We start from the raw sequence: 26,287 nt of genomic DNA on the forward strand, positions 1-26,287 counted from the left end.
TAGATAATTTGAAATTAAAAGATAATGCAGGATAAATCCTGCAACCAGCTTTCATCCCTTGTCTAAAGCACGCATGTGGTACTATGGCGTACCACATGCTCAAGGGCTTTCAGCATCTTTCTTGTAAAGGACATGATATTCTAGTATTAGACTCGTTTTTCTGTTACTAAGGTGAGGCTAACCCATTCGCCTCGATCGCTGTAACTGCGAATCATCCGCTGACGTAAGTTAGGTTCGATTAACCAACCCGCTTCTAAGATAAAGCTTTGACGTAATTGCACTTTAACTGGTAAATTAGCGGAAACACCATTCGGTAAGAGTAATACTTGCACCTGATGGCGAGGGTTTTCGTCAAAGTCAATTATAGAGCCTTTAATCGTAGCAGTTGAAGTAATTGTCCGATCGCCAAAGGTTAAACTTTGAATTAATCGCCCAGCATCAAGTCCTAATTGTAGAGTAGAAGAAAAAGTCTCAGGCGATCGCCAATCAGGATATATTGTTACAGCTTCGCCGTGCCATTCTCCCAACAAGTCATCTATCATTAAAGGTGTGCGTTGTGCCGCTTCAGTTCCCGCAAAATGTTCGCGAATTAAGGTAATTTGGTCTAAATCGCCATTTTTATCAAATATCTGCACCAACCGTAAGCGCTGATTTTGTTGAATAAATCCAAATTCGGCACCAAATTCAGAATACGGTGCTAACTGAATCGAACCTTGAGAAAATTCGCCATTTTCAAAAAATAGAACACTTCGTCCTAGTGAACTATATTCTAAAACTTTTTCATCTTCCCCCAGACGGATAATTTGGCGAATAGTCTGATTATTGTTCAAACCTTCCAAGGAGACAATTGAGTTTGTATCATTCACCAATTCACCTTGGGGAGAGAAACGAGTAAATGAACCAGACCAGACACCGATATTTTGCAGTAAACGTTCCCATTGCGATCGCATAGCGATTTTGGATTGTTGATTAAAAATAACCTTCTGCCGAATGCCCTTTGAAGAGGGGAAAAGGAAAAGATGAACAATAAATTTTCAAGAACTCCGTCCCTTTCCCCTTTTTCCTTCCTTCTGCCCAATGCCTGACTCCATTATCTAGCAAATCGGCGCACTGCAAATAAACTTCCTAATAATCCGACTGTGGCACCAAAACTGAGGAGAATTAAAGGTAATAATAAAGTTTGTGTGTTGGTGAGTTGCAAACCGTTGGTGAGAAATTGGATCAACTCAGGTTGTAAGTTGAGGGAATTAGTGAGAAACTGCTGAATTAGAGAAATGAAACTCCAAGCGATCGCACCACCAACTAAACCAAAAGCAATTCCTTGTAAAATAAACGGTAGATAAATCCAAGTCGAAGTTGCACCCACAAGTTGCATAATTTCAATTTCCCGACGTCGTGCAAGAACAATTAAGCGAATTGTCGTGCTAGTTACAGCGATGGCTGTTGAAGTCAAAATGATGGTAATTGTTAAAGTAATCCAATTCAAAGATTGATGTAACTGAGCCATGCGTTGCACAGCTTCATCTACATACTGCACTGCATTAACTTGGGGTATTTTAGCAAGTTGCGTCGCTAAAGTGGGGACAACTTGGGAGTTACGTGCTTTGACTTTAATCTCATCAACTAAAGGATTATCGCCTAACTGCTGGGTAGCACCTTCAATATCAGAAATTCTTAGTTCTTTAACTAGTTTATTCCAAGCTTGCTCCTTGGTGATTGTTTGCACTGCTGCTACTTGAGGTAATTTCTCAACTATTGGAGCGATCGCTTCAACAGTAGCACCCGCATCAAGGTAAACTGATAATTCTAGCTGGCTACCAAATTGGTTAAGCAGCTTTTCTAATTGCCAAGAACTTTGCAGACTCAAACCGAATAAGAACAGTAACACCGTAACGGTACTTATTGCTGCCCAATTCATCCAACCTCCCCGCAGCAAACCGAGGAAAGTCTCTTTCAGCAGGTAATCAAGTTTAGTAAAAAATTTGAACACACTAAATACCGATGTATTAGTTTCGCGTCCACATTTTGGCATGTTGAGAATAAATGTGGCTAGCGTAGTAAGTACAGAGAGTGCTGAAAATAAGCACTCTCTGTACTTACTACCTATTACCATTCCACCAAAGCTGCGGTAACTCCGTTTCGGAAATCTGGTGTCAGCATGGGATTATTTAATAATTGTTGCAATTGTTGATAAGCGATTTCTGGTGCAAGATTCTTTAATGCAGCGACGACATGCAATCTGACAACTTCATTATTATCTGCTAAAAGAAAAATCAACGGTTCAATTGCTTCGATATTGCCTAATTGTCCCAAAGATAAAGCGATCGCACTTTTAATTGAGACAATCTCAACTGCTGGATGTTGCGATCGCACTATTGAAAGCAAAATTCCTGTCGAAGAGGCAGTTAATGTCGAATCGCTGACTCGACCTAAAACTGTGACAATTTCTAACCACAGTGTCTCTAATGAAAGTTGCTCAAATGCTTGTTGAAGATATTCTAAACCAGATAATGTCTTCATCCAAGCGAGGGCGCGGACAATTTCGATTTGTAATTTTATTGGTGTCCGGGGTGAACTTAGCACTATAAATAAGTGTTTACCAGCCTCATCACTACCGATCCGCGAAAGTGCAACCGCTGCTGCTTGGGCAACTTGTAGATTAAAGTCATCAAGTCTGGGTTGGAGTTTCGTCACCAAATCTAAACTGGAGTGTAAGTCAGTGCGAACACTTAACCCAAGCACAGCTTCTCTTCTAACAGCAGCAGCGACATCAGTTAAAGCATTTAAAAGAATCGGTGGAATACGAGGATCGTGAAAGCTGCTGAGAGCTTCAATTGCGATCGCACGTATTTCAACTAGCGGATCTTGCACGACACTTAATAGAGGTGTAATAATTTCTGGTTGCCGGATGTAAGAAAGCGATCGCACTGCCAAAACTCGTGTATCAACTGAAGCTAAAAGTTCTGATAAAGCAGCGATCGCACTTTGTCCAATTTGTCCTAATGCAGCAGCAGCAAGTGCCTTAAGTTCTTCATCCTCAGTAGCTTTCAGAAATTCCACCAGTGATGCGATCGCAATCGGATTTTTCAGATTGCCTAAAATTCGCACTGCATACCACCGCAAGTCGTCCTCTGCATCTTCATCTTCTAGGATCTCAATCAACGGGGTTATAGCAACATTTCCCAAACGGACAAACACCTTAGCAATTTCCCAGCGTTGCTGAAAATCTCCCATTTCTAGAACTGAGAGTGCTAATTCCCGCAAATATGCTTGATTTTTAACTATCTCTGGGTGTGTGGAATCTTCTCCCAGAATCAATTGCTGTACGCATTGCAACACTTTTGACCAATCAGCCGCATCATGTGCTGCCTGCGCTTGCACCAAAAGCTGGTTGATGTTATTCACAATTAATTGGTTGTTGGTTGTTATATAGCGCTTCCCGACAGAAGTGAGGTACGTTTTCAAAGCTACTAACCTTGGTAAAAAAAGATTTGGGTGTACCTCAGCTGCGTAGGAAATGCTATATGATGTTTAGTTAATTGCTTATATTGTAGAGACTTCCACACAGAAAAATCTCTACGGGTTTTACGGTTTTTTATTTTTGTGTCGTTCTAACACTAAATATCAAGCCAAATTAGCTTGCAGATTTAACTTAAATTTCAGCTGCTTAACTTCTGTAATATCGCGGACGGTAATTGAACAGCCATCTCCCAATTTTACAGCAATTAAGTAATACCATTTCGGAATCTCATCATTTGACCAATAAAATTCTTGTTCAAATGATTCTCTTGTTTCACCTAGTTGTAGCAATGAATCAAACAATCGGGGATAGAGTTGATTCAGCAGTTTCTTAAGTCCAGACTTACCTATCAAGTCTTTTCTTTCTTTACCAAACAGCTTGGCAAAGACGGGATTAATTACCAGACAGCAAAAGTCATTTATTTCTCCGGTTGTTGTGTCCCTTAGCGCTTGCATAGCAGCAATGCCATCTTGGGAACTGTTCAATACACTAGCAAGAAGCGCACGAGATTGGTAGAGAATCTCTGTGGTTTGTTGATGTTGTTCAATTTTCTCTCGCAGATGGTGTTTTTGTTGTTGGATAGTTAGTTGAATTTGAATCCGCGCAATTACTTCTTGTGCTTTAAAAGGTTTAGTGATATAATCTAATCCCCCCATTTCAAAAGCTTTAATTTTATTAATAGTCTCGTTTTGGGGGCTTAAAAAAATAATCGGTATTTCTGCGGTATATTCATCAGCTTTGAGAGTTTTGCAGATTTGGTAGCCATCCACCTCTGGTATTTTAACACCCAGCAAAATGACATCAGGTAAGTTATGTCTGATTGTGCTTAATCCCATCTGAGCATTGGTAAGGCTGCGAACTTTGTAACCTTGTTTGGTTAATATTTCTGTGAGAACCTGCAAATTCTCTATCGGGTCGTCAACAATTAATATATTGCCTTTGGGGTGCCAATTTTGATCGACGTCGCTGGTTTGGATTTTCTTCGGAGCGAGAGTGGCTATGGCACCTTGGTCTTGGAGTATCTTGGCAAAGTTATTCTTGGTTACTTTCTGCCCAAATAAGTCTGAAAGCTGCTGCCATAAGGGATAAGCTAAATCCTTAATATACCCGACACTGAGGTATAAACTGTCGGCAACTTGCTGATATGTTTCGTTATTCTGAGCAGCTTTTAAGATTTCTTTTTCTACGGGTGTCAAATGTTTCCCTGTCTTGGCTTCCAGAGCAGCTTCTAAAAGTTGGAGTACTTTTTCAACGGTCATGGGTGACTATGTATCTTTTGGTAAGGTTTTTATTCTGGCAAGAGAAAACACTCTGTATTATAAACTACCTTATAAAATCTGCAAAGCGCTGATTTACACTTAGGAGTCAGCAAGGAGTCGAAAATTACGATTCCACCATTGGAATTCCACATTTTTGGGACTATTAGGGCGATTTATCAAATAAAAGTCACGAGTTTTTCAATGGTAAACATAGTTTTCATCGATGCTATTTCAGTATTATTACGGTTGTAATTCATAGTGCCTAAACAAGTAAATGAGTGTTAGTACGGCTATGTATTTATATATGTAAGAGATTATGCGTATTATGCAAGTTCCGACTTGATCCGACTTTAATATCCGACTTTGCGGACTACCGGAAATGAGTGAGAGAGATTATAAATATATACAGCTAGCAAATACGACGCTAGCTGAAGGGTGTAATCTTTTTTCAGACCTTACACCCTAGCTTTGTGTGATATGTGAGGAGTATCGAGATGAGCTTTACCGTTGTTGTCTCAAGTGGATGAACGGGAACCGAATTGATGCTGAAGATGCACTCTCCGATGCGATGCTCAAAGCTTGGGAAAAGGTACAAAAGTACGTGGGGGAAATTGCCAACTTTAAGGCTTGGCTGATTCGAGTGACTCATAACCTCTGCATAGATATTCATCGAGAACGCGATCGCGTTCTCAAGCAAATCGAAAATATAGATGCGATCGCTCCTCATGAAGAGCAAAGACACCAATTCCAGTACGATACGCTCGTAAGCGATTTAGAGCAATGCGAGAAAAAGATAGTTATTCACCACGCTATTAATAACTTACCAACTATTTCGATAGCACAACCCAATGAAGCGTTAAGGAATCCTCGGACTTTAGGACGAGGAGGTATGTCAAAAAGCAACCCCTGACTAGTTAGAGCTGAAGCCTCTGCATTAGTTTGAGACTTAGGGTGAGGACGCGTCCTCACCCTAATTTAATTCAGGAGTCAAGAGAACGTTGATAAACAAATTCGTCCTTGGTCTGTAGTGCGTTATTAACGCATATTCTCAAATATCAAGCTCATTCGACGAATACATTTAGCGATCGCTTTCTTTCTTTCTTTTTATTAGAAGGAAGGCGATCGCTTCAATGTTGATTACTTTAATTGAGACAACTTTGAATATGTAGAAAGAGCGATTATCTTCACTTTTGTGGTGCGATCGCTATTTTTCCGGCAGAATTATGAAGTCAAACAGGCTTTCTGCCTGATGCCTGAAATTTATATTGTGTACCTCACACCTGTTTCCATCCACTGTAATTGCAGTCAGTGCGATCGCACTTGGTCAGGTTTGAGAATAATCAAGCGTGAGCGGCTGATCGCAGTGCTCTATCGTCACCAGTTGTTTTATCAGCCTCGTGGGGAGATTAACGAGGCTTTGAAACGGTTGCAAGCGATGGTACGGAAGAATTCTCTTTTTCTGAGTCTGGTTTGTAATGGTGCATTTATTTAGAGAAAAAACGCCTCTAACTCAAAAAATTCAGAAATTGTCCTCGGAGATCGTCTTTAAAGTGTAGAGCGTTGAATGGTGTGTAGCTTTTATTCCAACACGCCATTGCTATCAATCAGACTTCCACGAAAAAACATAGTTCACAGGTAAATAGAATGAGCGCCATAACAATTGTTACACCTTCAGATGATGCAGCCGAACTGCAACGTCAGAATAATTTCGAGGTGACCTTTGAGTTTGACAAAGGAGTTAAAGAGAAATACAAGCTTACAACTCAACTTAAAAGCACAGATGCATTGGTGCTTGAATCTGAGAAGTCAATTCTCAACAATTTATCCATCCGTGAGGTGGTAGTCGGGTTAAATCATTCAGCAGATTTGATTTTTCTTGCATACAATGCCTTAGCCAAAAGATCCCTACAGAAAGACGTGTCTGGATTGCAGGCAAAGCTGTTAGAGGCGACTAGCATAGCCATAGTAACCATGGGGAAGTTTAGAGATAAATCTATTAAAGTTGCCGACAATGCATTCAGCGCCTACAAATCGATGCTCAATTGTAGAGAGGATATGGCTATAGATCAACTGAAACGTTGTGGAAAAGTTGCTGAAGAGATGGCTAATGAATCAGACACATTAGCAGCTAAGTTTCAATCCCTTGCTAGCGAGGCACAAAATGCGGCTGAAACAGCTATTAATGATAAGGTTACAGACCAAGCTACTAAGAAACAACTGCAAAAAAAGCTTAATTCTACTATCGCTCTTGTGGCACAAACTAAGAAGCTTCAAGAGCAAATTGGAAAAGCACTTACTGAGGCACAAGATGAATATATAAAGGCTCAAGATCGAGAAAAAATTGAGGGCGATCGTGCTTTTATTACAGGAATAATTGGCGCAGTTATGACACCACTTGCTGCTGGTGTTGGCGCAGCAGCTCAAGCTGTGATCGCAATCAAGTCTCCTTTGGGACTTCCGGGAGGATTTGTTGATCCTAAGAAACCAGAAACAGGTAGTAAGCCAACCACTGAGAAACCTTCAGCAGAAGTGGAGAAGAACAATGAAAGTCTTAGTGATCAATTGAAAAAAAAAGAACAGGTAAAAGACGATATTGAGGAAGAGAAAAAAACAAACGATGCCGAGATCGAAAAATTTGAGAAAATTAGTACTGATAACAAGTCTTCAGAAAAGCAGAAAGAGGACGCAAAACAAAAAATAGATGAATTAAAGATTAAACAGGCTGATATCAATAGAAGGCTGCAACAAGCAGAACAAGCCATCACAACGCTTATTACAGGGTTAACAGCAGCTTCCGAGGCAATGTTGCAAGTGTCAGCACAGTCACACTCAGCTATGCAAACTGCGTCAAAACAGAAGATGGATTTCTACAAGCACAGAAACGAGCTTGCCAAACAAAACCGTGATGCATTGGCTGATCTTGAAAAATACGCAGTCGAAATCCAACACACCACTGAAGATACTAATAATCTTTCAGTGGCAATCCAGAGTCTGGAATTTGCCATCCGAGCCCTCCATGGAGTCGTGGCTGCATTGACTGAGACATCGCTTTTCTGGCGAAATATGGCGAACTATTGCAAAGAGAAACTAGCGAATACCGACTTGGTAGAAAATATTGAGCTCATAAAAAAATATTCAGTAGAGACAAGGAAAGAATACTACTCTAGTGAAGACTTCATCAGCCAGGCACTGATTAATGTAGCTCAGTGGGTAGCTCTCAATAATGTTTGTGTTGCTTACATACAAGAAGTAAATAAAGTCTACACAAAAGTCAGTGACAATCACAAAGAAGCACCATCAGATGAGCAAGCAGCAGATCAAGTAGCTAAATTAGCTGACAAAGTTTTTAAATCGGCTAACGATCAGAAGGGGGTTATGGAGGCTAATATGCAGGCTTTTAACCTTCAGATGCAGGCTTTAACTGTTTCAGCCCAGGAAGTGCCTTACAGCAAATTTCAGTTAGATGAGGTACATGCGTAAAACCCAAAACCCGCTCTGAGACCTAGCATTGCTACGTCTCTACGTGTATTTCATAACAACGCAATCTGCTGTAAGAATTCAGTTGACAAATTGATTTACAGGTCCAATTGACATTTTGCTCTATTCAAGTGGTTGGGAGCCTTGCCTCCCAGCCCTCCTCAGAGGCTCGTGCATCTTAAGGATATAGATGGTTATTATTGCCATCTATATCTATCTGAAGTTCAAGCAATAAACTACCGACCTAAGCCATAGACAGATAGTTACAACTATAAGAGTATAAAAATGACATCTTCTGTGAATAAAAGCCTACTAAGTAAAGTCAAAGTTGTGTGGAAAACCTTAGTAGTTGTGATTTTGTCTGTACTGCTTTTTGCTCCAACACCTGCTTTGGCATTTGACAACATCACCCTAATCTCTCATTCATTCAAAATCCAACAAGAGATTGAGAATGTACGAAAATCAATTAAAATACTTCCTAGTCTGTCTTATGAGAATAGCAAAGCATTTTTTGTACATATAGATAATCAATTACAAAAAATTAAAACTGAATCAGGGCAAAATGCTAAAAAATTTCAAGATTTGAGCAATACATATCAGCAAGAGTCTGAAGGACTTTTGACTCAAATCAAAGATGACAAGCAGCCAAAAATTGTTTTAGATGCTAACCAAGAAACCTTCCTACCTAACTTGACTAATGGATTATCAATACCAATTATTGTAAATCTTTCTGCTGAGGGACAGTGGAACTATAGTTCCAAAATCATTGATAGTATTGGCAGAATGCGAGTCGATGCTAATGGAAGTTGTTTTAACATTTTTGGTACCACGATAGTACCTGCTGATAGAAATTGTTTGGACATTAACAATTATCTGTCAGAAATAAAACCAAGGTTACTATTTCCTGAAGTGAGACCAGCAGCATTAGTGACCCTCAAAAAATATTTATCCACTAATAAATTAGTCGCTTTTGGAAAGCAGCAAAACTATCAAATACTACCTAATGAAACTGTAAACTTTACTCAGAATGATGTACCTGGACAGTATAGTGACAATTTTGGCAGTCAAACAATCAGTTTCACTATTAGTGATCAGGATAAATTTATGGTAAACAACAATCAATTCTTTTTTAAGAGAATTGACAACAGTATTACTATTAAAGACCTTAGCTATAAAGATGAACTAAATAGCAAAATCGAAACATTGTCCAAGAAAATAGCATCAAATAATAATATGGCAAAATTTTATGATCTCATAGAAAGACGAATTGACTTAGCAAAACAAAAAGCTGATAACGTCAGAGAATATGCGGATGAACTTAAGTCTTTGAGCGATCCTGATATTTTAAGTGAAATCAACGAACTGGATAAATTTGTCGTCAACTTAACTACAAACATCCTATAAGCGATCTAAAACATTAATTCAATTAGCAACAAGTTAAGGAATAAATCAAGGAAGTAAGTAACATGAGTGACATAACAATAGTTAACCACGACTCAACAGAAGGATTGATCACACTTTCCATCAACAGTAAACAAGAGTTGTATTCGGTGAAAAATTTACCAGAAACTAGCAGTCAGTTGGTATTGCAATCTCGTGAGGATATCTTAGCACAATTATCCATCGACTCCTTAGTATTAAATTTGCAAAATGCTGCGGATTTAATGTTTCTGGCATACAACGTCTTGGCTGGTACAAAAGTTTGGGGCAAAGTGTCTGGATTACAGAAATCCCTGCTTGATATTTCTGGTAATTGTAGGAACACACTTGATATTTTTGGAATGCGAGCCAAAGAAGTCACCACAACTCTCATCAAGATATACGGATTGCTATTGGAAGGTAAAGACAAGTTAGCCATAATCCAATTCAAATACTGTAGAAAGATTGCAGGAGATATGGCTAATGAATCCCAGAAATTATCAGAGCAAATCCAAGCCCTTTGTAATAAGTCGCAGCTTGTCAATCAAGAAGCTATTGAGTTCCAAGTTCTTAGTCATGATGATAAATTAAAAATGACTAAGCTTTTGAATGAATTTGAAGGAAAACTAGCCGCAGCAAAAACAATTAGTGAATGTCTTGAAAGAGATATGAATAAACTGACTACAGAGTATGTTCAGAGCGTAGAAAAACTCCAAGATGGCTGGTTCGTAGGTGCTATGAAAACTGTTACTAAGAGCTGCGTTAAAGACCCCAAACAGGAAGCGCTACGTGAAACCCATGCGACTTATAATGAAACATCCCAAAAGTATAATCAGGATAGAATTAACAATTTGGATGAGATTAAATACTATTCTCAGCAAATGCTGAAAGCTGAAAGTGGTATTTCTGAAGCAGCTAAAGCTGTGGAAACTTTTCACTATGCAGTTCGCGCTCTCTCTGCGATCGTGGTTACATTGTTTGATGCAACAATGTTTTGGCGTTCAATCGAAAGATACTGTGAGCAAGTTCAATCTTCAAGCTTCTCAAACGCCATTCATGATTATCAAGTTTTCTTATCTCCAGAGGAGCGGATTAAGGAATATTCTAGCCCAGATTTTATGGTGATATTCGTGAGAAACTTATCTCAATGGGTAGCTCTAGAATCTGTCTGCCAGGAATATCGAAAAGGAGCAAAAAATACATACGAAAAGGTATTAACTAACATTTCGGCTTCCCCTTCAATCGATAAAGCAAAAGCACAAACACCTCTGTTAGCTAAACAAATTTTTGATTCTATTGACCAGCAGACACGAGCTTTAAAGGCGGCGATGGAGCAAGATAAAAGATGGGGGAGATATATAAGAATAGTGAATGCCAGGTCTGAGGGGAGAAGCAGCAACCTAAAACATTAATTCAATAATTCGCAGTCGAGGGTGACTAGATAGCAAGAAGTTAACCTACACATCAACGCAGTAAGTAATATGTGTGACATAACAATTGTTAACAACAACTCAACACTAGGCTCGATCGCAAGGGAAGAAGCAGTTAATTAAGGAAGAAGTGCGATCGCATTTCACACCATGCTAAAAAATCAGGGGGGCAATTGCCCCTGTTTTTAATTGCAGTCAGTGCGATCGCATTTCACACCATGCTAAAAAATCAGGGGGGCAATTGCCCCTCTTTTTAATTGCAGTCAGTGCGATCGCATTTCACACCATGCTAAAAAATCAGGGGGGCAATTGCCCCTCTTTTTAATTGCAGTCAGTGCGATCGCCCTCACGCAAATTTACTTTATGCAGAAAATGCATCGATTTGATACATTTTCGTCAATTTTACCAAAATTTCGTAGCTATTTATACGATTTTCACATTCATGTAACCTTAACTTAGTACTAAGCAAATCGTTACAAGTCTGGTAAAAAAACAGCCTTGACCAATTTGCAATCTCGCAAAACTCAAAAATTTACTCTAAATAGATATACCTTCTGCCGACTTAAAAATCCTAGAGCGACAAACCAATAAAACTACATTCAGATATTCAAGCGCGAAGTCAGAAACAAAGCAACGGAAGTCAACTCATGACAGACACAGCAACTACCACACCCAGCTTAAACAAGTTCGAGAAATTCAAGGCAGAAAAAGATGGACTCGCTGTGAAGGCAGAAATCGAAAAATTTGCCTCCTTGGGTTGGGAAGCAATGGACGAAACCGACCGCGACCATCGGCTAAAGTGGGTGGGTGTCTTCTTTCGTCCAGTCACTCCCGGCAAGTTTATGATGCGGTTGCGGATGCCTAACGGTATTCTGACTTCTCATCAAATGCGTGTATTAGCCGAAGTAGTGCAGCGTTACGGTGAAGACGGCTACGCTGACATCACTACTAGACAGAATATCCAATTGCGGGGCATCCGCATTGAAGATTTACCAGATATCTTTAATAAATTTGAGGCTGTTGGCTTAACAAGTGTACAGTCAGGAATGGACAACGTTCGCAACATCACAGGCGATCCCGTCGCTGGATTAGATGCGGATGAATTGTTTGACACGCGAGAGTTGGTACAGCAAATTCAAGACATGATTACCAACAATGGCGTTGGTAACTCAGAGTTTACCAACCTGCCGCGCAAGTTTAACATCGCCATCACCGGTGGACGTGATAACTCAGTTCATGCGGAAATTAACGATTTGGCTTTCGTCCCTGCTTTTAAGGAGGGGAATGGGGAATTGGGAGTGGTGAGCGGGGAAGAAGAACCTGCTATCTCTTCATCTTCCCCTACTCCCTACTCCCTACTCCCCACTCCCCAAAGAGTTTTTGGCTTCAACGTCCTGGTAGGGGGCTTTTTCTCTGCCAAACGGTGTGATGCAGCGATTCCCCTAAATGCTTGGGTGCCACCATCCGATGTAGTTGCTGTATGTAGAGCCATTTTGGAAGTTTTTCGCGATCGCGGTTTACGTGCCAATCGCCAAAAATCCCGCCTAATGTGGCTAATTGACGAGTTGGGTTTAGACAAATTCCGCTCAAAAGTCGAAAACCGTTTGGGTAAGTCATTTATCAGCGCAGCCGCGAAAGACGAAATCGACTGGGAAAAACGCGACCACATCGGGGTATACAAACAAAAGCAACCCGGATTAAACTACGTAGGCTTTAACGTTCCTGTCGGTCGGTTTTTTGCCGACGATATGTTTGAAATCGCCCGTCTAGCGGAAGTTTACGGCAGCAGTGAAATTAGGCTCACGGTTGAACAAAACGTAATTATCCCCAATATTGCTGATACAAGATTGGCAACATTTTTAACAGAAAATCTGTTAGAAAGATTTACAATTGAGCCGAATACGCTAAGGCGATCGCTAGTTTCTTGCACAGGTGCCCAATTTTGCAACTTTGCCCTCATCGAAACCAAAAACCGCGCCTTATCAATGATCAAAGCATTGGAAAGCGAGTTAACATTCACTCAGACTGTACGCATTCACTGGACTGGTTGTCCTAACTCCTGCGCCCAGCCGCAAGTTGCAGACATCGGCTTAATGGGAACTAAAGTACGCAAAAATGGCAAAACTTTAGAAGGAGTTGACATTTATATGGGCGGCAAAGTTGGTGCAGACGCACATTTAGGAACTTGTGTCACCAAAGGCATACCCTGCGAAGATTTGCAGCCAGTATTACGCCAACTGCTAATTGAAAACTTCGGCGCACACGCAAAAGAAGAGTTAGGAGTTAGGAGTTAGGAGTTAGGAGTTTGGAGTTTGGAGTTTGGAGTTAGGAGTTAGGAGTTAGGAGTTAGGAGTTTGGAGTTTGGAGTTTGGAGTTTGGAGTTTGGAGTTTGGAGTTTGGAGTTGTAGAGACGCGAAATTTCGCGTCTCTACAGGAATTAAGAATAATGTGTGACAACTAACAACTAACAACTAACAAATACCAAGGGCAATTACATAATTTTCCCCCAGATTTTTCTACGCAATTATTCAGTTTTTACTTAGGAAAACTCAATGCTCAAAGGTTTACTTTCATTTACCGGTCGCTATCGCATCTTACATCAGACTTGGTTTGCCTTCTTTCTTACCTTTGTTTGTTGGTTTAACTTTGCTCCCTTTGCGACAACTATAGGTAAGCAGCTACATCTGGCGCCCGAACAAATTAAAACTTTGGGTATTTGCAACTTAGCGCTGACAATTCCAGCGCGGATTATCATTGGGATGCTTTTGGATCGTTTTGGTCCGAGAAGAACTTACTCAATGCTGCTGATGTTTGCTGTGGTTCCTTGTATGGCTACAGCGCTGTCACAAAACTTTAACCAATTGGTTATCAGTCGTTTGTTGATGGGAATTGTCGGTGCAGGGTTTGTCGTGGGTATCCGCATGGTATCGGAATGGTTTCCCCCGAAAGATATTGGCATAGCCCAAGGTGTTTATGGTGGTTGGGGTAACTTTGGTGCTTTTGGGGCTGAGTTTACCCTACCCCTAATTGCAGTTGCGGCTAGCTTTATGACTGGTGGTGCTTCTAACTGGCGTTTAGCGATCGCTCTGACAGGTATTATTGCAGCAATTTACGGTGTAATTTATTTCAACACCGTTCAAGATACACCTGCTGGCAAAACTTACAAACGTCCTAATAAAAATGGTTCTTTAGAAGTAACCAGTGTCAAAAGCTTCTGGGCGATGATTATCTCAAACTTTGGTTTGATTTTCGCTTTAGGTTTACTAGCTTGGCGTTTGGAACAAAAGAACATTCACTTTTTAACTCTCAGCCAAATGTATTTAGTTTGGGTTGCGTTAGCCGGATTATTTGCTTACCAAAGCTACCAAGCTTATAAAGTCAACCAAGAACTATTAACTGGCAGAAAAATTTACGCTCCATCTGAACGCTATCAATTTGGTCAAGTAGCTTTACTCGAATTCACATACATTACTAACTTTGGTTCTGAACTTGCTGCGGTTTCCATGTTGCCGGCATTTTTTGAGAAAACCTTTGGTTTAGAGCATGTAATCGCGGGGATGATTGCTTCTATCTATCCTTTCATGAACTTAATTTCTCGTCCTAGTGGTGGCTTAATTTCTGATAAATTTGGCTCTCGCAAATGGACAATAACAATTATTTCTGTTGGTATTGGTGTCAGCTATTTGATGACACATTTCATTAACAAAAGCTGGCCTCTTCCGCTAGCGATCGCTGTCACAATATTAGCCGCATACTTTGCCCAAGCTGGCTGCGGTGCAACCTACGGTATCGTACCTTTAATTAAAAAAGAAGCCACAGGACAAATTGCCGGTAATGTCGGCGCTTATGGTAATTTCGGCGGTGTGGTTTATCTAACAATCTACAGCTTAACCAATCCATCAACACTCTTTGCCACAATGGGTATAGCTGCTTTAATCTGTGCCTTTATGTGTGCCTTTTTCCTCAAAGAACCCAAAGGCTCTTTTGCTGGTGCTTACGAAGGTGAATCACCAGAAACTCCAACCCAAAAATCTGTCATCTTAGCGGAAGAATAAGATTTAGATAGTAGTTAGGTTTAGATTAATTCTCAAAATCAAACCTGAGATACACACAGAAAATCAATCTGTGTGTATCTCAGGTTTATCTGTGGTTCAATATTGTATTTTTATCAAAATTGTCAAAATTACATCAAAAAAAAAACGACAAATAAATCAATAAAAAGTATCAGCAAATACATTTTATTTGTTGTCATTGATATTCAATAAGTAAAAATACTAATGATAAAACTTCCGAAAGTTTATCCAACGAATTTGAGAAATTTTATTAACAGAAACTATCAGATTTTTCGGCATTGCATAACCGTGGGATGAATCGTAGAGACGTTCCATTGGAACGTCTCTACAATAGGTTCAATTTTTGACATATATTCGCTCTTAATTATGTCTTTACAAGCCTTATTGTTCAAAATTTAGACAATTGGTGAATACGGTACAAACGCCATGACTGAAATTACCAAAACCGTGTGTCCTTACTGTGGTGTCGGCTGTGGACTAGAAGTCTCCCCCCCAGCGCAACATGGCAAAGCAACTAATCGAGATAGCCAAGGAAATCCAATTTGGCGGGTGCGGGGTGACAAAGCGCACCCATCAAGTCAAGGTATGGTGTGTGTCAAAGGGGCAACGATCGCCGAATCTTTAGATAAAAATAGATTACGCTACCCAATGGTACGAGACTCCTTAGAACAGGAATTTCGCCGCGCAACTTGGGATGAAGCTTTTGATCTCATCACCCAGCGAATTCAAACTGTGCGCTTGACCCAAGGAGTACAAGCCATATGTATGTATGGTTCCGGTCAATTTCAAACTGAGGACTATTACATAGCTCAGAAACTGATGAAAGGCTGTTTGGGTACTAACAACTTTGATGCCAACTCTCGCTTGTGCATGTCCAGTGCTGTAGCTGGCTACATTCAAAGCTTTGGCGCAGATGGTCCCCCCTGCTGCTACGATGACTTAGAGTTAACCGACTGTGCCTTTTTAATTGGTACGAATACGGCTGAATGTCACCCCATCATTTTCAACCGATTGGAGAAGTACCACAAAAAGAATCGCAAAGTGAAAATGATTGTGGTCGATCCCCGACGCACACCAACCGCAGAAGCCGCAGATTTACATTTAGCGATTCGTCCCGGTACAGATATCGACTTGTTAAATGGTATCGCTCACTTATTGATGCGCTGGAATTACATCGATCCCGCATTCATCGAGGACTGCACCAGCAACTTCCCCGCATACGCTGAGGTGATTCGCCATTATTCCCCAGACGTGGTAGCTCATCGATGTGGTATCAGCGTTGAAGACTTAGAAACAGCAGCTCGTTACTGGGGTCAATCAAAGCGGGTGCTGTCGATGTGGTCAATGGGTGTCAATCAATCATCAGAAGGTACGGCTAAAGTCAGAACCATCATAAATTTGCACTTAATGACCGGACAAATTGGTAAACCTGGAGCGGGACCTTTTTCCTTGACTGGTCAGCCAAACGCGATGGGAGGACGCGAAGCGGGAGGTTTATCACATCTATTACCCGGTTATCGCACCGTCAAAAATGCCCAGCAGCGAGGGGAAGTTGAGGAATTTTGGGGACTGAAGCCGGGGCAAATTTCCCCCAACCCTGGTTTGTCGGTGTGGGATATGATTACTGAGTTAGAAAATGGTAATGTTGGTTTACTGTGGATTGCAGCGACTAATCCGGCTGTGAGTATGCCAGATTTGGAACGGACGAAAAAAGCATTGTGGCGATCGCCTTTTACAATCTATCAAGATGCCTATCATCCCACAGAAACCGCTGCTTACGCTCACGTTTTGTTACCCGCAGCCCAATGGGGTGAGAAAACTGGTGTGATGACAAACTCCGAACGAGTAGTCACCTTATGTCAAGCATTCCGGACACCCCCAGGGGAAGCGAAAGCCGATTGGGAAATTTTTGCGGAAGTTGGTCGGCGTTTAGGTTTTGAGAAAGAATTTTCTTTTACAAACTCCGCTGAAGTATATACTGAGTTTGTCAAACTGACTTGCAACCGTCCTTGCGATATGACAGGTATGAGTCACGAGCAATTACAGACGGAAGGTTCGACTCAATGGCCCCACCCAGAAAAGAAACCTGAGCCGATATATATCGATTCGGATACAGGTGTTCTCAGTTTTGAAGAAGAAGGGGGAGAAAAAAGTTATGAGTTAGGAGTTAAGAGTTATGAATTAAAATCTTCAACTCCTAACTCCGAACTTTTGTACAGACGTTCCGATGGAACGTCTGTACCTAACTCTAAACGCCTTTACACCGATTTGCGTTTTCACACTCCTGATGGACGCGCTCGATTTGGGGCATATCATTCACGAGGACTAGCAGAACCACCCGATCCTGATTATCCCTTTGTGCTGACAACTGGGCGACTTTACGGACATTGGCACACTCAAACACGCACCGGTCGCATTGAAAAAATTCGCTCGATGCATCCGCAACCGTTTATTGAGATTCATCCCCGTGATGCTTCTGGGTTGAATATTACAGATAATCAGTGGATAGAAGTGCGATCGCGTCGGGGAAAATCCAAATTTCCGGCAAAAATTACCAGAGCGATCGCACCTGGTACAGTCTTTGTCCCCATGCATTGGGGTGCGCTGTGGGCAGAGAATTCTGAAGCAAACGCTCTCACCCATCCCGAATCTTGCCCCGACTCACTCCAACCAGAATTAAAAGCTTGTGCGGTACAACTAGTGCCAATTACTGTTAATACCGAGTTGCGTAACCAAGTATCATTAACTAGTGGAGTTGTTACTTAAAGCACCCACGAAATACTCTCAAGTCTCAACTTGCGTGTCAGGTAATCTGCTCCATTCATTCCAAGAACCGTCGTAATTGCGTACATTCTCATAGCCCAGCAAATACTTTAAGACAAACCAAGTATGAGAGGAACGTGCCCCAAATGCACAGTAGGTTATCACTTCCTTATTAGGGGTGATGCCTTTACTGCTGTATAAAGCATACAGTTCTTCGGCTGATTTAAACGTATCATCTTCGTTCAAAGCTAATTCATAAAAAAGATGAATTGCACTCTTGATGTGACCGGCACGCTCATTTTTTTCTGGTGGCTTCATCATGAATAATTCACCGCAATACTCTTGGTGTGTACGCACATCCACTAAAGCTGATTTTGTGTTAATTGCTGCTTTTACCTGCTCTTGCATAGCTCGGATACTTATATCAAAATTCTTTAGTGTATATATTGTTGGCGTGATAGTGGGGATTTCAGTAGAAATCGAGCGTTTTTCGAGAAGCCATTTTTTGCGACCACCATTCATTACCCGTACATCGTTATGTCCAAATACTTTTAGGAACCAAAAGGCACAATTAGCACCAGCATTATGGTCGCTATAAATAATGACGGTTGTATCATTTGCAATACCTGAGCGTGCAAGCAGTTCTGAAAATGCCTTATATTCGAAATTGAAACGGTAATCGGGTTGCATGAAGGTGGTGAATGCGTTCCAGAAGACGGCACCTGGAATATGACCAGAGTTATAAGCGGTCATATCCATATCGGTTTGAATAACACGCACTTTGCGATCGCTTAAATGTTCAGCAACCCATTGAGTGTCTACGAGAACTTCAGGATGAGCGTAATTCATGATAATGACTCCTTATTGTCTGAAATATCAACCGCATTTGATGGAAACACCGTTTGCCGCACACGATGAACTAGAGTTGTGGAAACAGAGAACAGTGTAAAGCCGATAAGTGGGTGGAATACTGATAAGGGAAAAGGTGAATTTAGGTGAATTGTGAGAAATTGCAGTCCCAGTAGTACTGCAATACTAGCTGTCAGGCTTTGCACTCGTCGGGGAAACGAAATCAAGAACACCCATATAAGCAGGATCGCTGCCAATCCACCGTATCCCCGTACTAACCAAACATGGATATTCCACCACTCAGGGTTGTGGAAGAATGCTAGTCCTACCGTCAATACCTGGGCAATTAGGCAAAGATTGAAAAGCGTGGCTACCCAGTAAAAGCCAATTTGAAACTTGCGTACAGATGGCTGCACGCTATCAAAGTTAAAATCTATGGTCATGATTGATGATTCTTGGGGGAAATTAGGACTAAGCCTGATGTTTGGGTCAATGTTTTGATCGCAACAAAATCTATACTAAGAACAAAAGCGCGATCGCGGCTAGTCCTCGAACGAGTACTCTTGGCAGCAGTAATAATGACAAACTCCTTGCAGTCTTTATTTGAAGCAATAGCTGATGCTAGTAATGAGCAAGAATTACGACTGCACGTTATGGTTCAAATCAGTGACTATTTTGTTGCCCAACGTCGGAAGCTTTTTTTATTTCATGAGCTTCCCCCTACCGAGACAAATATTCAGGGAATGATGAAATTGGCTTTATCTGTTGAACATAATCCGGTTTTGCGCTACATAGTCGAGCATCATGCTCCAGTTCATGAAGAATTGTTATTACCTTCTGGTATTTGGAAGACTATATGCTCCCGTTTTGACCACGGACATGTGATGGCTGGACCAATTGTCAGTAATGGTCGTCTTGTTGGGGCAGTTGGCTTTACCCGTGTTCGAGGTTCTTCTGCTTTTAATGTTCAGAATGTTGCCGATTTAAGTGCGCTGTGCCTGCATTTATCAACCAAGTTAGCAACATTATGGTCGCAACCCACAGAATTAAATTCTTTGGCAATTAATCGCTTAACCCAGCGTGAAATTCAAATTGCCGAATTGGTAGCACAAGGGCTAACAAATGCTGAAATCGGTACAGCACTTTGGATTACAGAAAATTCTGTTAAGCAAGCTTTAAAACGGATATTTCGCAAGATTGAAGTATCATCTCGTGCTGAGTTGGTAGCGCGGCTTTTCTCAAATACAAAGCTTTCTCAATCCAAGTAACAGCGATTTTAATCCCAGGCAAAGATATAAGCATCTTTTTGTTTTTTGTTTTTACTTCATCGGGGGTGCATTCATGAAGAGGGGTAAAGGGGGGTTGGGGATAAGACGGGTTCATGGTAAAGGAAAAAAAATGTAGAGACTTCAGACGATCGCGTCTATACAAGGGTTTGGTTGACGCATATTTAATTTTCACATCTAGGTCTAGTGGATATTCGTGCGATCGCGTCGGGGAAAATCCAAATTTATTCGCTTAGTAACAAAAGCGATCGCACCTGGTACAGTCTTTGTCCCCATGCATTGGGGTACGCTGAGAAAATTCCTTTCCTCTTTTCCCCTTCCCCTTTCCCCTTTCCCCTTTCCCATGAACAAGTGTCATTAATCAGTGGTGTCAGCTGACATCATTACCACTTTTGGTGACAATTTAACGCATTTATTAACGAAAGTACAGATAAAATACAGGGTGGCTCAAAGTCTTTCTGTATTAATCAATATTACGCATTAAAATAATCATTATCAACTGCCACCCTAAGAATGATAAGCTGCTAGACATACACCACAATATGTTTAGCAATCCGGGAATTTGTGAATATTTCATACTCAATAGCTTTTGTAACTATTGATTATTGACTATTGACTGTCTCCTAGCTTGAGATATGAAAGACAAGAAAAAAGCGCCTTCTAAATACAAAGCGCGAATTGGTAAGGCATCCTTTTTCCATCCTATAGATTTATCTATGGGGTTTTTCTTTTTTCTTTTTGCTTTTCACTTTTTACTTCACAGGGGGGTGCAGAAGATGTGGAAGCTATTTAGGCAATTTAAAGAAGCTACCAAAGATGACAACTTTATGCACCACATTGAAAGCATAGAGGTGGTAGTTTCCAAAGTTTTATCTCTAGCTATGGTGTTGGTAATTTTAGTAGCGATTTTTGACTTGGGAGCTCTTCTGATTAAAGAACTTTTTACCACAGCATATGGTGAAATCAACAAAACATTATTTAAAATATTTGGTTTATTTCTAAATATTTTAATTGCCTTAGAAATATTAGAAAATATCACAGCTTATCTGCGAAAACACGTTGTTCAGGTTGAGTTAGTTATTGTAACTTCTTTGATTGCTGTATCTCGGAAAATTATTATACTCGATTTAGAAAAAACCGATGGAGTTGAAGTAATTGGGCTGGGAATTGCCATTTTCGCCTTATCAATAAGTTATTGGATTATTCGTTACAGCAATTCTAAATCAAAATCTTAAATCATCGTAGGAATTTTATGGCAGTCTTCTTTAAATTCGAGGCAGATTTTGTTGAATCTCTACGTTGCATTCCCATGCAAGTGCGCTACAAACTCGATACCTGTGGTATTAAGTTGAAATTATCCGATTGGAGCCACATGACGCAAGTTGAGCATGAAGCTTTAGTAGAATTACCTTGCACCACAGAAAGCGAAATTCAAGCTTACCGCGAGTATCTTGAGAATTTGATTTTACAACGTAGCGGCACACCAGCGTCAACATTGTCTATCGATCCTCATCCCGCATGGATGGATGCTAATAATATGCCAGATAGCCTTCAGCAAAAAGCTCAAGAAATAGGTTTCACCATCACACCCCAACAGTGGAGAGATTTAACTGAGTTGCAGCGGTTCTCTCTACTGAAACTCAGTCGTCCAGGACATGAAAACGAAAATTTTCCGAAAGCGATCGCCGAATTTAATTTATATACTGGATAGTAGAACAACGCTCCAACTAACAACCACCAACTAACACAAACATAATATTTATACAAAGAAAATTTTGATGATTGTTGGTGACTTGGAAGATTACGAGGTGATGGTTCCCTTTCAAGGGTTGCAAATGGTAGGATATAGAGCAGATTGCAGTTTGTCTCGATCAAAAAGCAGGTGATGTAGATGTGTCGGCTGATGAGGCAATAGTTGATGATAATTTAGTTACAGCTCAAGCTTGCCTTGCTCATCCTCGCTGGGAACGTCGAATTCCTGAAACTACTGGGAACAAAGGTAGAGCATCTAGAGGTCACGAAAGTGAATTAAAGGTCTTGGTCTATAAGTTTTGGGATAGCGAGTAATCAGAGGTTAATTGCCAGGGACAAAAAATAACTGATCTCATCGTTGAGAGGTTTCGTGGCTTACCTCTCTAGAAAAAGTTTTCTACTTTTTATACTTTTAAATACAATTAGTCTTGGTAAACACTACTAAGATTTAATTAATTGTCATAAATTTAAACTTTAATCAGGTGGTTGGAAGCAGATAAACCATGAGCTATAACTTTATACAGCTTACCAAAAAGAATGCACTTCTACAGCTGAGATAGGCAGAATCCTTACCTGTGAGGGATAATAGGATCTTAAATTTTGATTTATAAATTTCTAATTGTTTAACAGTAAGTGAGGCTATATTGTATTTAGCAATGCTGCTGTTGATATGGCTACGGTTAAGTCCTGCTGCTGTGATAATTTAAGCGAATTAATTGAGAAAAGAATTCTAACTCAATGACAGGGAAAAACGCAAGACATAATGCTTTTCTGCGGCTAGTGCCTGGTAATGAAGCATTTGGGTCAGCATCTCGCTACTCGCTGCTTGCCAGTAAAGATGGGGTAATTGGACGTGACCCCAATTGCCAAGTAGTCTTCGATGCCATGAACTATCGGATGGTATCCCGTCGTCATGCGGTGGTTCGTCCGGTGTCTTCATCGGCAGATGGTAGATTTAGCTGGGTAATTTCTGATTTAAATAGTGCTAATGGCACTTATTTAAATGGAAAACGCTTGCAAGGTACTCAGGAATTGCAACCAGGCGATCGCATAACTTTAGGTTATGATGGTCCAGAATTGCTGTTTGAGTACGAAATCATCCCCCAAGCAACGGTGATGTCGCAACCTGTTTCTAAACCGTTGCCACCAGCAGCGACTCCTCTCCAGTCGATGCAAAAACCAGATTCTGTAAGCTTTACTCAACTGTTTCCGATTATTTCTACTGGCAAAGATTTAACTCGTAAAGCATACCTGATACCGGGAATGCTGACAGTAGTTTTTGTCGTCCTCATGTTTGCCACGGTAGGTCATCCCCAAGCCAATCAAGTTATTGTTGCCACTTACATCGCTTTTGCGGCTTACTATTTTGTCTATCAGCTTTGCGGCAAACAAAAGCCTTGGTGGGTGCTACTAGCTTCAGCATTAGCGACTGCGCTGATTTTACTGAGTCCTTTATTAGATATATTTATCTTTGTATTTCGCGTTATCTTACCAGGTAAGTTGCCCTCTCCTGAAGATGCTACCACCTTCACAGAGTTACTGGTACGTTACTTTTTTGGCGCTGGTTTGATGGAGGAATTACTGAAGGCACTGCCAGTATTAGGAGCTTGTGCGATCGCTCGCTTATTACCCTCACCAATAGCAGAACGTGTCGGTGTTTGGGAACCTCTAGATGGCATTCTTCTGGGAACTGCTTCGGCTGTGGGTTTCACGTTGTTAGAAACTTTGGGGCAGTATGTACCATCGATTCAAAATGCGACCCAACAAGCGGGAGGTATCGCAGCTGCTGGTCAACTAATCGGATTACAACTGTTAATTCCTCGCATTTTAGGCTCTGTTGCCGGACACATGGCTTACAGCGGGTATCTAGGGTATTTTATCGGGTTAGCTGTTCTCAAGCCCCGCAGAAGTTGGCAGATTTTGCCTGTTGGTTATCTTAGCGCTTCAGCACTCCACGCTTTGTGGAACGCAACAGGGTCTATCAATACCTTACTTTTGGTGGTGGTTGGGGTGTTGTCTTATGCCTTTTTGATGGCAGCAATTCTCAAAGCACGGGTATTATCTCCAACGCGATCGCAAAATTTCGCTACCCGTTTTATCGGACCAAAATGAGAGATTCGCGATCAACTTTTAGCGACCCTTATGACATCATCCATCAAGTAGGTTCCCATGAAGAGCATGGGAACGAAATTGCGGTTTTATTTATACAGAAACGCTCAACTGTTCTTCCGAAATCCAAGCACCGTGAAAACCGTAGGGAACACGTTGCGGAATTAACACTCGTGCTACAGGTTCAGCATTTACATCTTGGGCATTAACTACCACAAGTTCACATGTGTCTTCTCTGGTATCGTGAACAAAACTTATCAGCCAGCCTTGATCTTCTGATGTAGCATTGGGAAAAGGTACAAAAACCGCTTCACCACCATAGCGTCCTCGTCCGAATTCGTGGGTTTGAGACTTACCATTGTGATGGTCGTATTTAATTAAACCATCGAACAAAGGCATGGAACCCTGGGCCATTTTACCAGCGTAGCCGTATCGGGTTTGTCTTCCTAAGAAATTTTCATTGACACGAGGAAATTCCGCAGGTATATCATTTAACATTTCCTCACGTACTTTACCAGTGGTAAGGTTAAAACGCCATTGATGCAAGCGGGGGATATCCCCATCTGGATCGGGTTGTGTATCTTTAGTAATTAAAACCTTAGTAGAACTCATCCGACAGGCAATCAGCACTACTTCGTTGCCTTCTTCGTAAGCGTTGAGGGTATGAAAGACGTAGCAAGGGGGACTTTCAAACCAGCGGATGTTGCTGTTGTCGCCGTGACGTGGGACAATACCAAAACGACTGGGGCGATCGCTCTCAAACATCATCATCGGTTCTCCCTTCTGCGCCCGTTGCGGGCTAAAAGTCAAGGGCAGATCCATAAAAATTGTATAATTTTCGGTGATGGCGAAATCATGCATCATCACTCCCATCGGCAAATCAATCGGTACTGTCCGCAATAGTTCACCCAACGGGTCAACTACACTATATTCCAGATATGGTGGCGCGAAGGAGTAACCAAAAAACATCATCTCACCCGTTACCGGGTCTACCTTTGGATGTGCTGTAAAAGCAGAAGTCAACTGACTCTTATAGGTATATTCGCCAATTGTATCTAAATCGGGAACCTTAATAACATGAGGTGCACCACCTTCCCACAGCGCTAAGAATTGACCTGCGTGCCAAATTAAAGCAGTATTAGCCGCATTCTTGTAGAAATTGTGGGGGTTATCTTTCTGTGAGGGTTCCAACATGCCACTCCAAACAGCCTTACCCGCTTCATGCTCTATTTTCCATCCTTTTGTTTGCACGTAGCGATTGCGATAAGTAGCTTTCCCGTTGCTAATTCGCACACCATGCAACATTCCATCCCCATCAAACCAGTGATACTGTCCGATGGGTGCCCATTGCGGATTGGGACCATTTCGCACCAACATCCCCGATAAGTCGTCCGGTAGTTCACCAATGACTTTCAGCGTGTCAGTGGTGATTTCTTTGTATACTGGTGCAAAGTTTCCATCAAGATAGGGATTGACTGCTGTTGTAACCATTTGTGATGATATGTGAATTTATTCTTAGCACTTTGTTCAATATATTAGCGATCGCCTGTATTCTGGTTCTGACTATAGTTATGGATATCCGTCCCATATCACAATCCGCCTTTGGATGCATTCTAATCGAACACCTCAGCTTTGATCCTAGGAAACCAACCCTCAGACTTTCGGCAAAATCTCAAATCCAAAATCTAAAATCCCATGACCCTAACTCTTTATTTCCTGCGTCACGGACAGACAGAATGGAGTCGCAATAATGCTTTTTGCGGTTCCCTAGATCCAGAACTTACCCCAGATGGTATGGAAATGGCAAAGGGTTTTGCTTCTTCATACAGTTCTACTTCTTGGGAAGCAATTTTTTGCAGTCCCATGCACAGAACTTTGGCAACAGCAAGACCTTTGTGTGAAGCTATTGAAATACAACCACAACTGCGGGATGGTTTAAAGGAAATTCACTACGGGAAGTGGGAAGGAAGCACACCAGAAGCGGTTAGTATGGAATTCCACGATGATTATATCCGCTGGTTGGCAGATCCGGCGTGGTATGCACCGACTGGTGGAGAAATGGCTGTGGCTATAGCTTCTCGTGCTACCCAGGTTATTGAAGAAATTAAGCAGCTTTATCGCAATGGCAATGTGTTAATTGTTTCTCATAAAGCAACTATCAGAATTATGCTATGCAGTCTGTTGGGAATTGATGTGGGACGCTTTCGCTTTCGTTTAGGATGTCCGGTTGGGTCGGTGAGTGTGATAGAATTTGGTTCCCACGGACCTTTGTTGAAGGTTTTGGCTGACCGCACTCATCTAGATGACCGGTTGCGGAATTTGCCGGGAACGTAATAGGATAATCTCACTT

At 41.3% G+C, this 26,287-nt stretch carries 21 protein-coding genes and 1 pseudogene; 15 read left to right on the forward strand and 7 right to left on the reverse strand.

Features of this window, described 5'->3' with window-relative positions:
• Positions 1 to 146 precede the first annotated feature (146 nt).
• The 4 genes from OGM63_RS23480 to OGM63_RS23495 all read right to left on the reverse strand — a co-directional run bounded on the left by OGM63_RS23480 (position 147) and on the right by OGM63_RS23495 (position 4,779).
• Positions 147 to 950, reverse strand: coding sequence for a DUF3598 family protein (locus OGM63_RS23480; RefSeq protein ID WP_263748088.1), 804 nt, complete (start codon positions 948 to 950; stop codon positions 147 to 149).
• A gap of 140 nt (positions 951 to 1,090) precedes the next feature.
• The gene (locus tag OGM63_RS23485; RefSeq protein WP_263748089.1) at positions 1,091 to 2,113 is read right to left on the reverse strand and encodes a cell division protein FtsX; all 1,023 of its coding nucleotides are present in this window, start codon (positions 2,111 to 2,113) and stop codon (positions 1,091 to 1,093) included.
• Complete coding sequence (locus OGM63_RS23490; RefSeq protein ID WP_263748090.1) at positions 2,107 to 3,405, reverse strand: HEAT repeat domain-containing protein; 1,299 nt, start codon at positions 3,403 to 3,405, stop codon at positions 2,107 to 2,109. Before OGM63_RS23490 ends, OGM63_RS23485 begins: the two co-directional genes overlap by 7 nt.
• 219 nt (positions 3,406 to 3,624) lie before the next feature.
• The gene (locus OGM63_RS23495) at positions 3,625 to 4,779 is read right to left on the reverse strand and encodes a response regulator (RefSeq protein WP_263748091.1); all 1,155 of its coding nucleotides are present in this window, start codon (positions 4,777 to 4,779) and stop codon (positions 3,625 to 3,627) included.
• A 472-nt stretch (positions 4,780 to 5,251) separates the two neighbouring features.
• Between OGM63_RS23495 and OGM63_RS23500 the strand changes: the two genes are divergently transcribed.
• The 8 genes from OGM63_RS23500 to OGM63_RS23535 all read left to right on the forward strand — a co-directional run bounded on the left by OGM63_RS23500 (position 5,252) and on the right by OGM63_RS23535 (position 17,944).
• Complete coding sequence (locus tag OGM63_RS23500; RefSeq protein ID WP_263748092.1) at positions 5,252 to 5,689, forward strand: RNA polymerase sigma factor; 438 nt, start codon at positions 5,252 to 5,254, stop codon at positions 5,687 to 5,689.
• A gap of 285 nt (positions 5,690 to 5,974) precedes the next feature.
• Positions 5,975 to 6,271 carry a hypothetical protein gene (locus tag OGM63_RS23505; protein WP_263748093.1) on the forward strand — a complete coding sequence of 99 codons (297 nt, stop codon included), beginning with the start codon at positions 5,975 to 5,977 and terminating at the stop codon, positions 6,269 to 6,271.
• 152 nt (positions 6,272 to 6,423) lie between these two features.
• A complete protein-coding gene (locus tag OGM63_RS23510; RefSeq protein WP_263748094.1) occupies positions 6,424 to 8,259 on the forward strand; it encodes a hypothetical protein in 1,836 nt (611 codons plus the stop codon).
• 282 nt (positions 8,260 to 8,541) lie between these two features.
• A complete protein-coding gene (locus OGM63_RS23515; RefSeq protein WP_263748095.1) occupies positions 8,542 to 9,660 on the forward strand; it encodes a hypothetical protein in 1,119 nt (372 codons plus the stop codon).
• A gap of 62 nt (positions 9,661 to 9,722) precedes the next feature.
• Positions 9,723 to 11,087: a hypothetical protein gene (locus OGM63_RS23520; protein WP_263748096.1), complete on the forward strand. Its 1,365-nt coding sequence runs from the start codon at positions 9,723 to 9,725 to the stop codon at positions 11,085 to 11,087.
• A 665-nt stretch (positions 11,088 to 11,752) separates the two neighbouring features.
• A complete protein-coding gene (locus OGM63_RS23525; protein ID WP_263748097.1) occupies positions 11,753 to 13,399 on the forward strand; it encodes a ferredoxin--nitrite reductase in 1,647 nt (548 codons plus the stop codon).
• A gap of 258 nt (positions 13,400 to 13,657) precedes the next feature.
• A complete protein-coding gene (locus OGM63_RS23530) occupies positions 13,658 to 15,160 on the forward strand; it encodes a NarK family nitrate/nitrite MFS transporter (RefSeq protein ID WP_263748098.1) in 1,503 nt (500 codons plus the stop codon).
• A gap of 444 nt (positions 15,161 to 15,604) precedes the next feature.
• Positions 15,605 to 17,944, forward strand: a complete 2,340-nt coding sequence (locus OGM63_RS23535) for a molybdopterin oxidoreductase family protein (protein WP_263748099.1) — start codon at positions 15,605 to 15,607, stop codon at positions 17,942 to 17,944.
• A gap of 18 nt (positions 17,945 to 17,962) precedes the next feature.
• Here the strand turns inward: OGM63_RS23535 and OGM63_RS23540 are convergent, their stop codons facing one another.
• Positions 17,963 to 18,790 (reverse strand): sulfurtransferase, encoded by an 828-nt coding sequence (locus OGM63_RS23540; protein WP_263748100.1) that lies wholly within the window; start codon positions 18,788 to 18,790, stop codon positions 17,963 to 17,965.
• The gene (locus tag OGM63_RS23545; RefSeq protein WP_263748101.1) at positions 18,787 to 19,233 is read right to left on the reverse strand and encodes a DUF6220 domain-containing protein; all 447 of its coding nucleotides are present in this window, start codon (positions 19,231 to 19,233) and stop codon (positions 18,787 to 18,789) included. The genes OGM63_RS23540 and OGM63_RS23545 overlap by 4 nt, the downstream gene beginning before the upstream one ends.
• A gap of 54 nt (positions 19,234 to 19,287) precedes the next feature.
• Here OGM63_RS23545 and OGM63_RS23550 point away from each other — a divergent pair, with 54 nt between their 5' ends.
• The 6 genes and pseudogenes from OGM63_RS23550 to OGM63_RS23570 all read left to right on the forward strand — a co-directional run bounded on the left by OGM63_RS23550 (position 19,288) and on the right by OGM63_RS23570 (position 23,940).
• Entirely contained in the window at positions 19,288 to 20,058 is a 771-nt protein-coding gene (locus OGM63_RS23550) for a helix-turn-helix transcriptional regulator (RefSeq protein ID WP_263748102.1), read from the forward strand.
• Between the two features lie 214 nt (positions 20,059 to 20,272).
• Positions 20,273 to 20,368 (forward strand): annotated as a pseudogene (locus OGM63_RS29980) (molybdopterin dinucleotide binding domain-containing protein); the annotation flags it as partial.
• Between the two features lie 343 nt (positions 20,369 to 20,711).
• Positions 20,712 to 21,311, forward strand: coding sequence for a phosphate-starvation-inducible PsiE family protein (locus tag OGM63_RS23555; RefSeq protein ID WP_318528536.1), 600 nt, complete (start codon positions 20,712 to 20,714; stop codon positions 21,309 to 21,311).
• A 17-nt stretch (positions 21,312 to 21,328) separates the two neighbouring features.
• Positions 21,329 to 21,787, forward strand: a complete 459-nt coding sequence (locus OGM63_RS23560; protein WP_263748103.1) for a nitrate reductase associated protein — start codon at positions 21,329 to 21,331, stop codon at positions 21,785 to 21,787.
• A 182-nt stretch (positions 21,788 to 21,969) separates the two neighbouring features.
• A complete protein-coding gene (locus OGM63_RS29660; protein WP_318528537.1) occupies positions 21,970 to 22,143 on the forward strand; it encodes a hypothetical protein in 174 nt (57 codons plus the stop codon).
• Between the two features lie 423 nt (positions 22,144 to 22,566).
• Complete coding sequence (locus OGM63_RS23570) at positions 22,567 to 23,940, forward strand: PrsW family glutamic-type intramembrane protease (RefSeq protein ID WP_263748104.1); 1,374 nt, start codon at positions 22,567 to 22,569, stop codon at positions 23,938 to 23,940.
• A gap of 90 nt (positions 23,941 to 24,030) precedes the next feature.
• On the opposite strand, the gene OGM63_RS23575 is transcribed toward OGM63_RS23570, so the two are convergent.
• Positions 24,031 to 25,428, reverse strand: a complete 1,398-nt coding sequence (locus OGM63_RS23575) for a carotenoid oxygenase family protein (protein ID WP_263748105.1) — start codon at positions 25,426 to 25,428, stop codon at positions 24,031 to 24,033.
• Positions 25,429 to 25,632: 204 nt separating this feature from the next.
• On the opposite strand from OGM63_RS23575, the gene OGM63_RS23580 reads away from it, so the two are divergent.
• Positions 25,633 to 26,271: a histidine phosphatase family protein gene (locus OGM63_RS23580; protein ID WP_263748106.1), complete on the forward strand. Its 639-nt coding sequence runs from the start codon at positions 25,633 to 25,635 to the stop codon at positions 26,269 to 26,271.
• The last annotated feature ends 16 nt before the right edge of the window (positions 26,272 to 26,287 follow it).

Source organism: Plectonema radiosum NIES-515 (assembly GCF_025753815.1).
Classification (GTDB): Bacteria; Cyanobacteriota; Cyanobacteriia; order Cyanobacteriales; family Nostocaceae; genus Hassallia; species Hassallia radiosum_A.

Bases quoted from the DNA above. Each gene is read 5' to 3' on its own strand.
- OGM63_RS23480 (WP_263748088.1), bottom strand. From the start codon at position 950: ATGCGATCGCAATGGGAACGTTTACTGCAAAATATCGGTGTCTGGTCT.
- OGM63_RS23485 (WP_263748089.1), bottom strand. From the start codon at position 2,113: ATGGTAATAGGTAGTAAGTACAGAGAGTGCTTATTTTCAGCACTCTCT.
- OGM63_RS23495 (WP_263748091.1), bottom strand. From the start codon at position 4,779: ATGACCGTTGAAAAAGTACTCCAACTTTTAGAAGCTGCTCTGGAAGCC.
- OGM63_RS23510 (WP_263748094.1), top strand. From the start codon at position 6,424: ATGAGCGCCATAACAATTGTTACACCTTCAGATGATGCAGCCGAACTG.
- OGM63_RS23515 (WP_263748095.1), top strand. From the start codon at position 8,542: ATGACATCTTCTGTGAATAAAAGCCTACTAAGTAAAGTCAAAGTTGTG.
- OGM63_RS23520 (WP_263748096.1), top strand. From the start codon at position 9,723: ATGAGTGACATAACAATAGTTAACCACGACTCAACAGAAGGATTGATC.
- OGM63_RS23525 (WP_263748097.1), top strand. From the start codon at position 11,753: ATGACAGACACAGCAACTACCACACCCAGCTTAAACAAGTTCGAGAAA.
- OGM63_RS23530 (WP_263748098.1), top strand. From the start codon at position 13,658: ATGCTCAAAGGTTTACTTTCATTTACCGGTCGCTATCGCATCTTACAT.
- OGM63_RS23535 (WP_263748099.1), top strand. From the start codon at position 15,605: ATGACTGAAATTACCAAAACCGTGTGTCCTTACTGTGGTGTCGGCTGT.
- OGM63_RS23540 (WP_263748100.1), bottom strand. From the start codon at position 18,790: ATGAATTACGCTCATCCTGAAGTTCTCGTAGACACTCAATGGGTTGCT.
- OGM63_RS23545 (WP_263748101.1), bottom strand. From the start codon at position 19,233: ATGACCATAGATTTTAACTTTGATAGCGTGCAGCCATCTGTACGCAAG.
- OGM63_RS23555 (WP_318528536.1), top strand. From the start codon at position 20,712: ATGAAAGACAAGAAAAAAGCGCCTTCTAAATACAAAGCGCGAATTGGT.
- OGM63_RS23560 (WP_263748103.1), top strand. From the start codon at position 21,329: ATGGCAGTCTTCTTTAAATTCGAGGCAGATTTTGTTGAATCTCTACGT.
- OGM63_RS23570 (WP_263748104.1), top strand. From the start codon at position 22,567: ATGACAGGGAAAAACGCAAGACATAATGCTTTTCTGCGGCTAGTGCCT.
- OGM63_RS23575 (WP_263748105.1), bottom strand. From the start codon at position 25,428: ATGGTTACAACAGCAGTCAATCCCTATCTTGATGGAAACTTTGCACCA.
- OGM63_RS23580 (WP_263748106.1), top strand. From the start codon at position 25,633: ATGACCCTAACTCTTTATTTCCTGCGTCACGGACAGACAGAATGGAGT.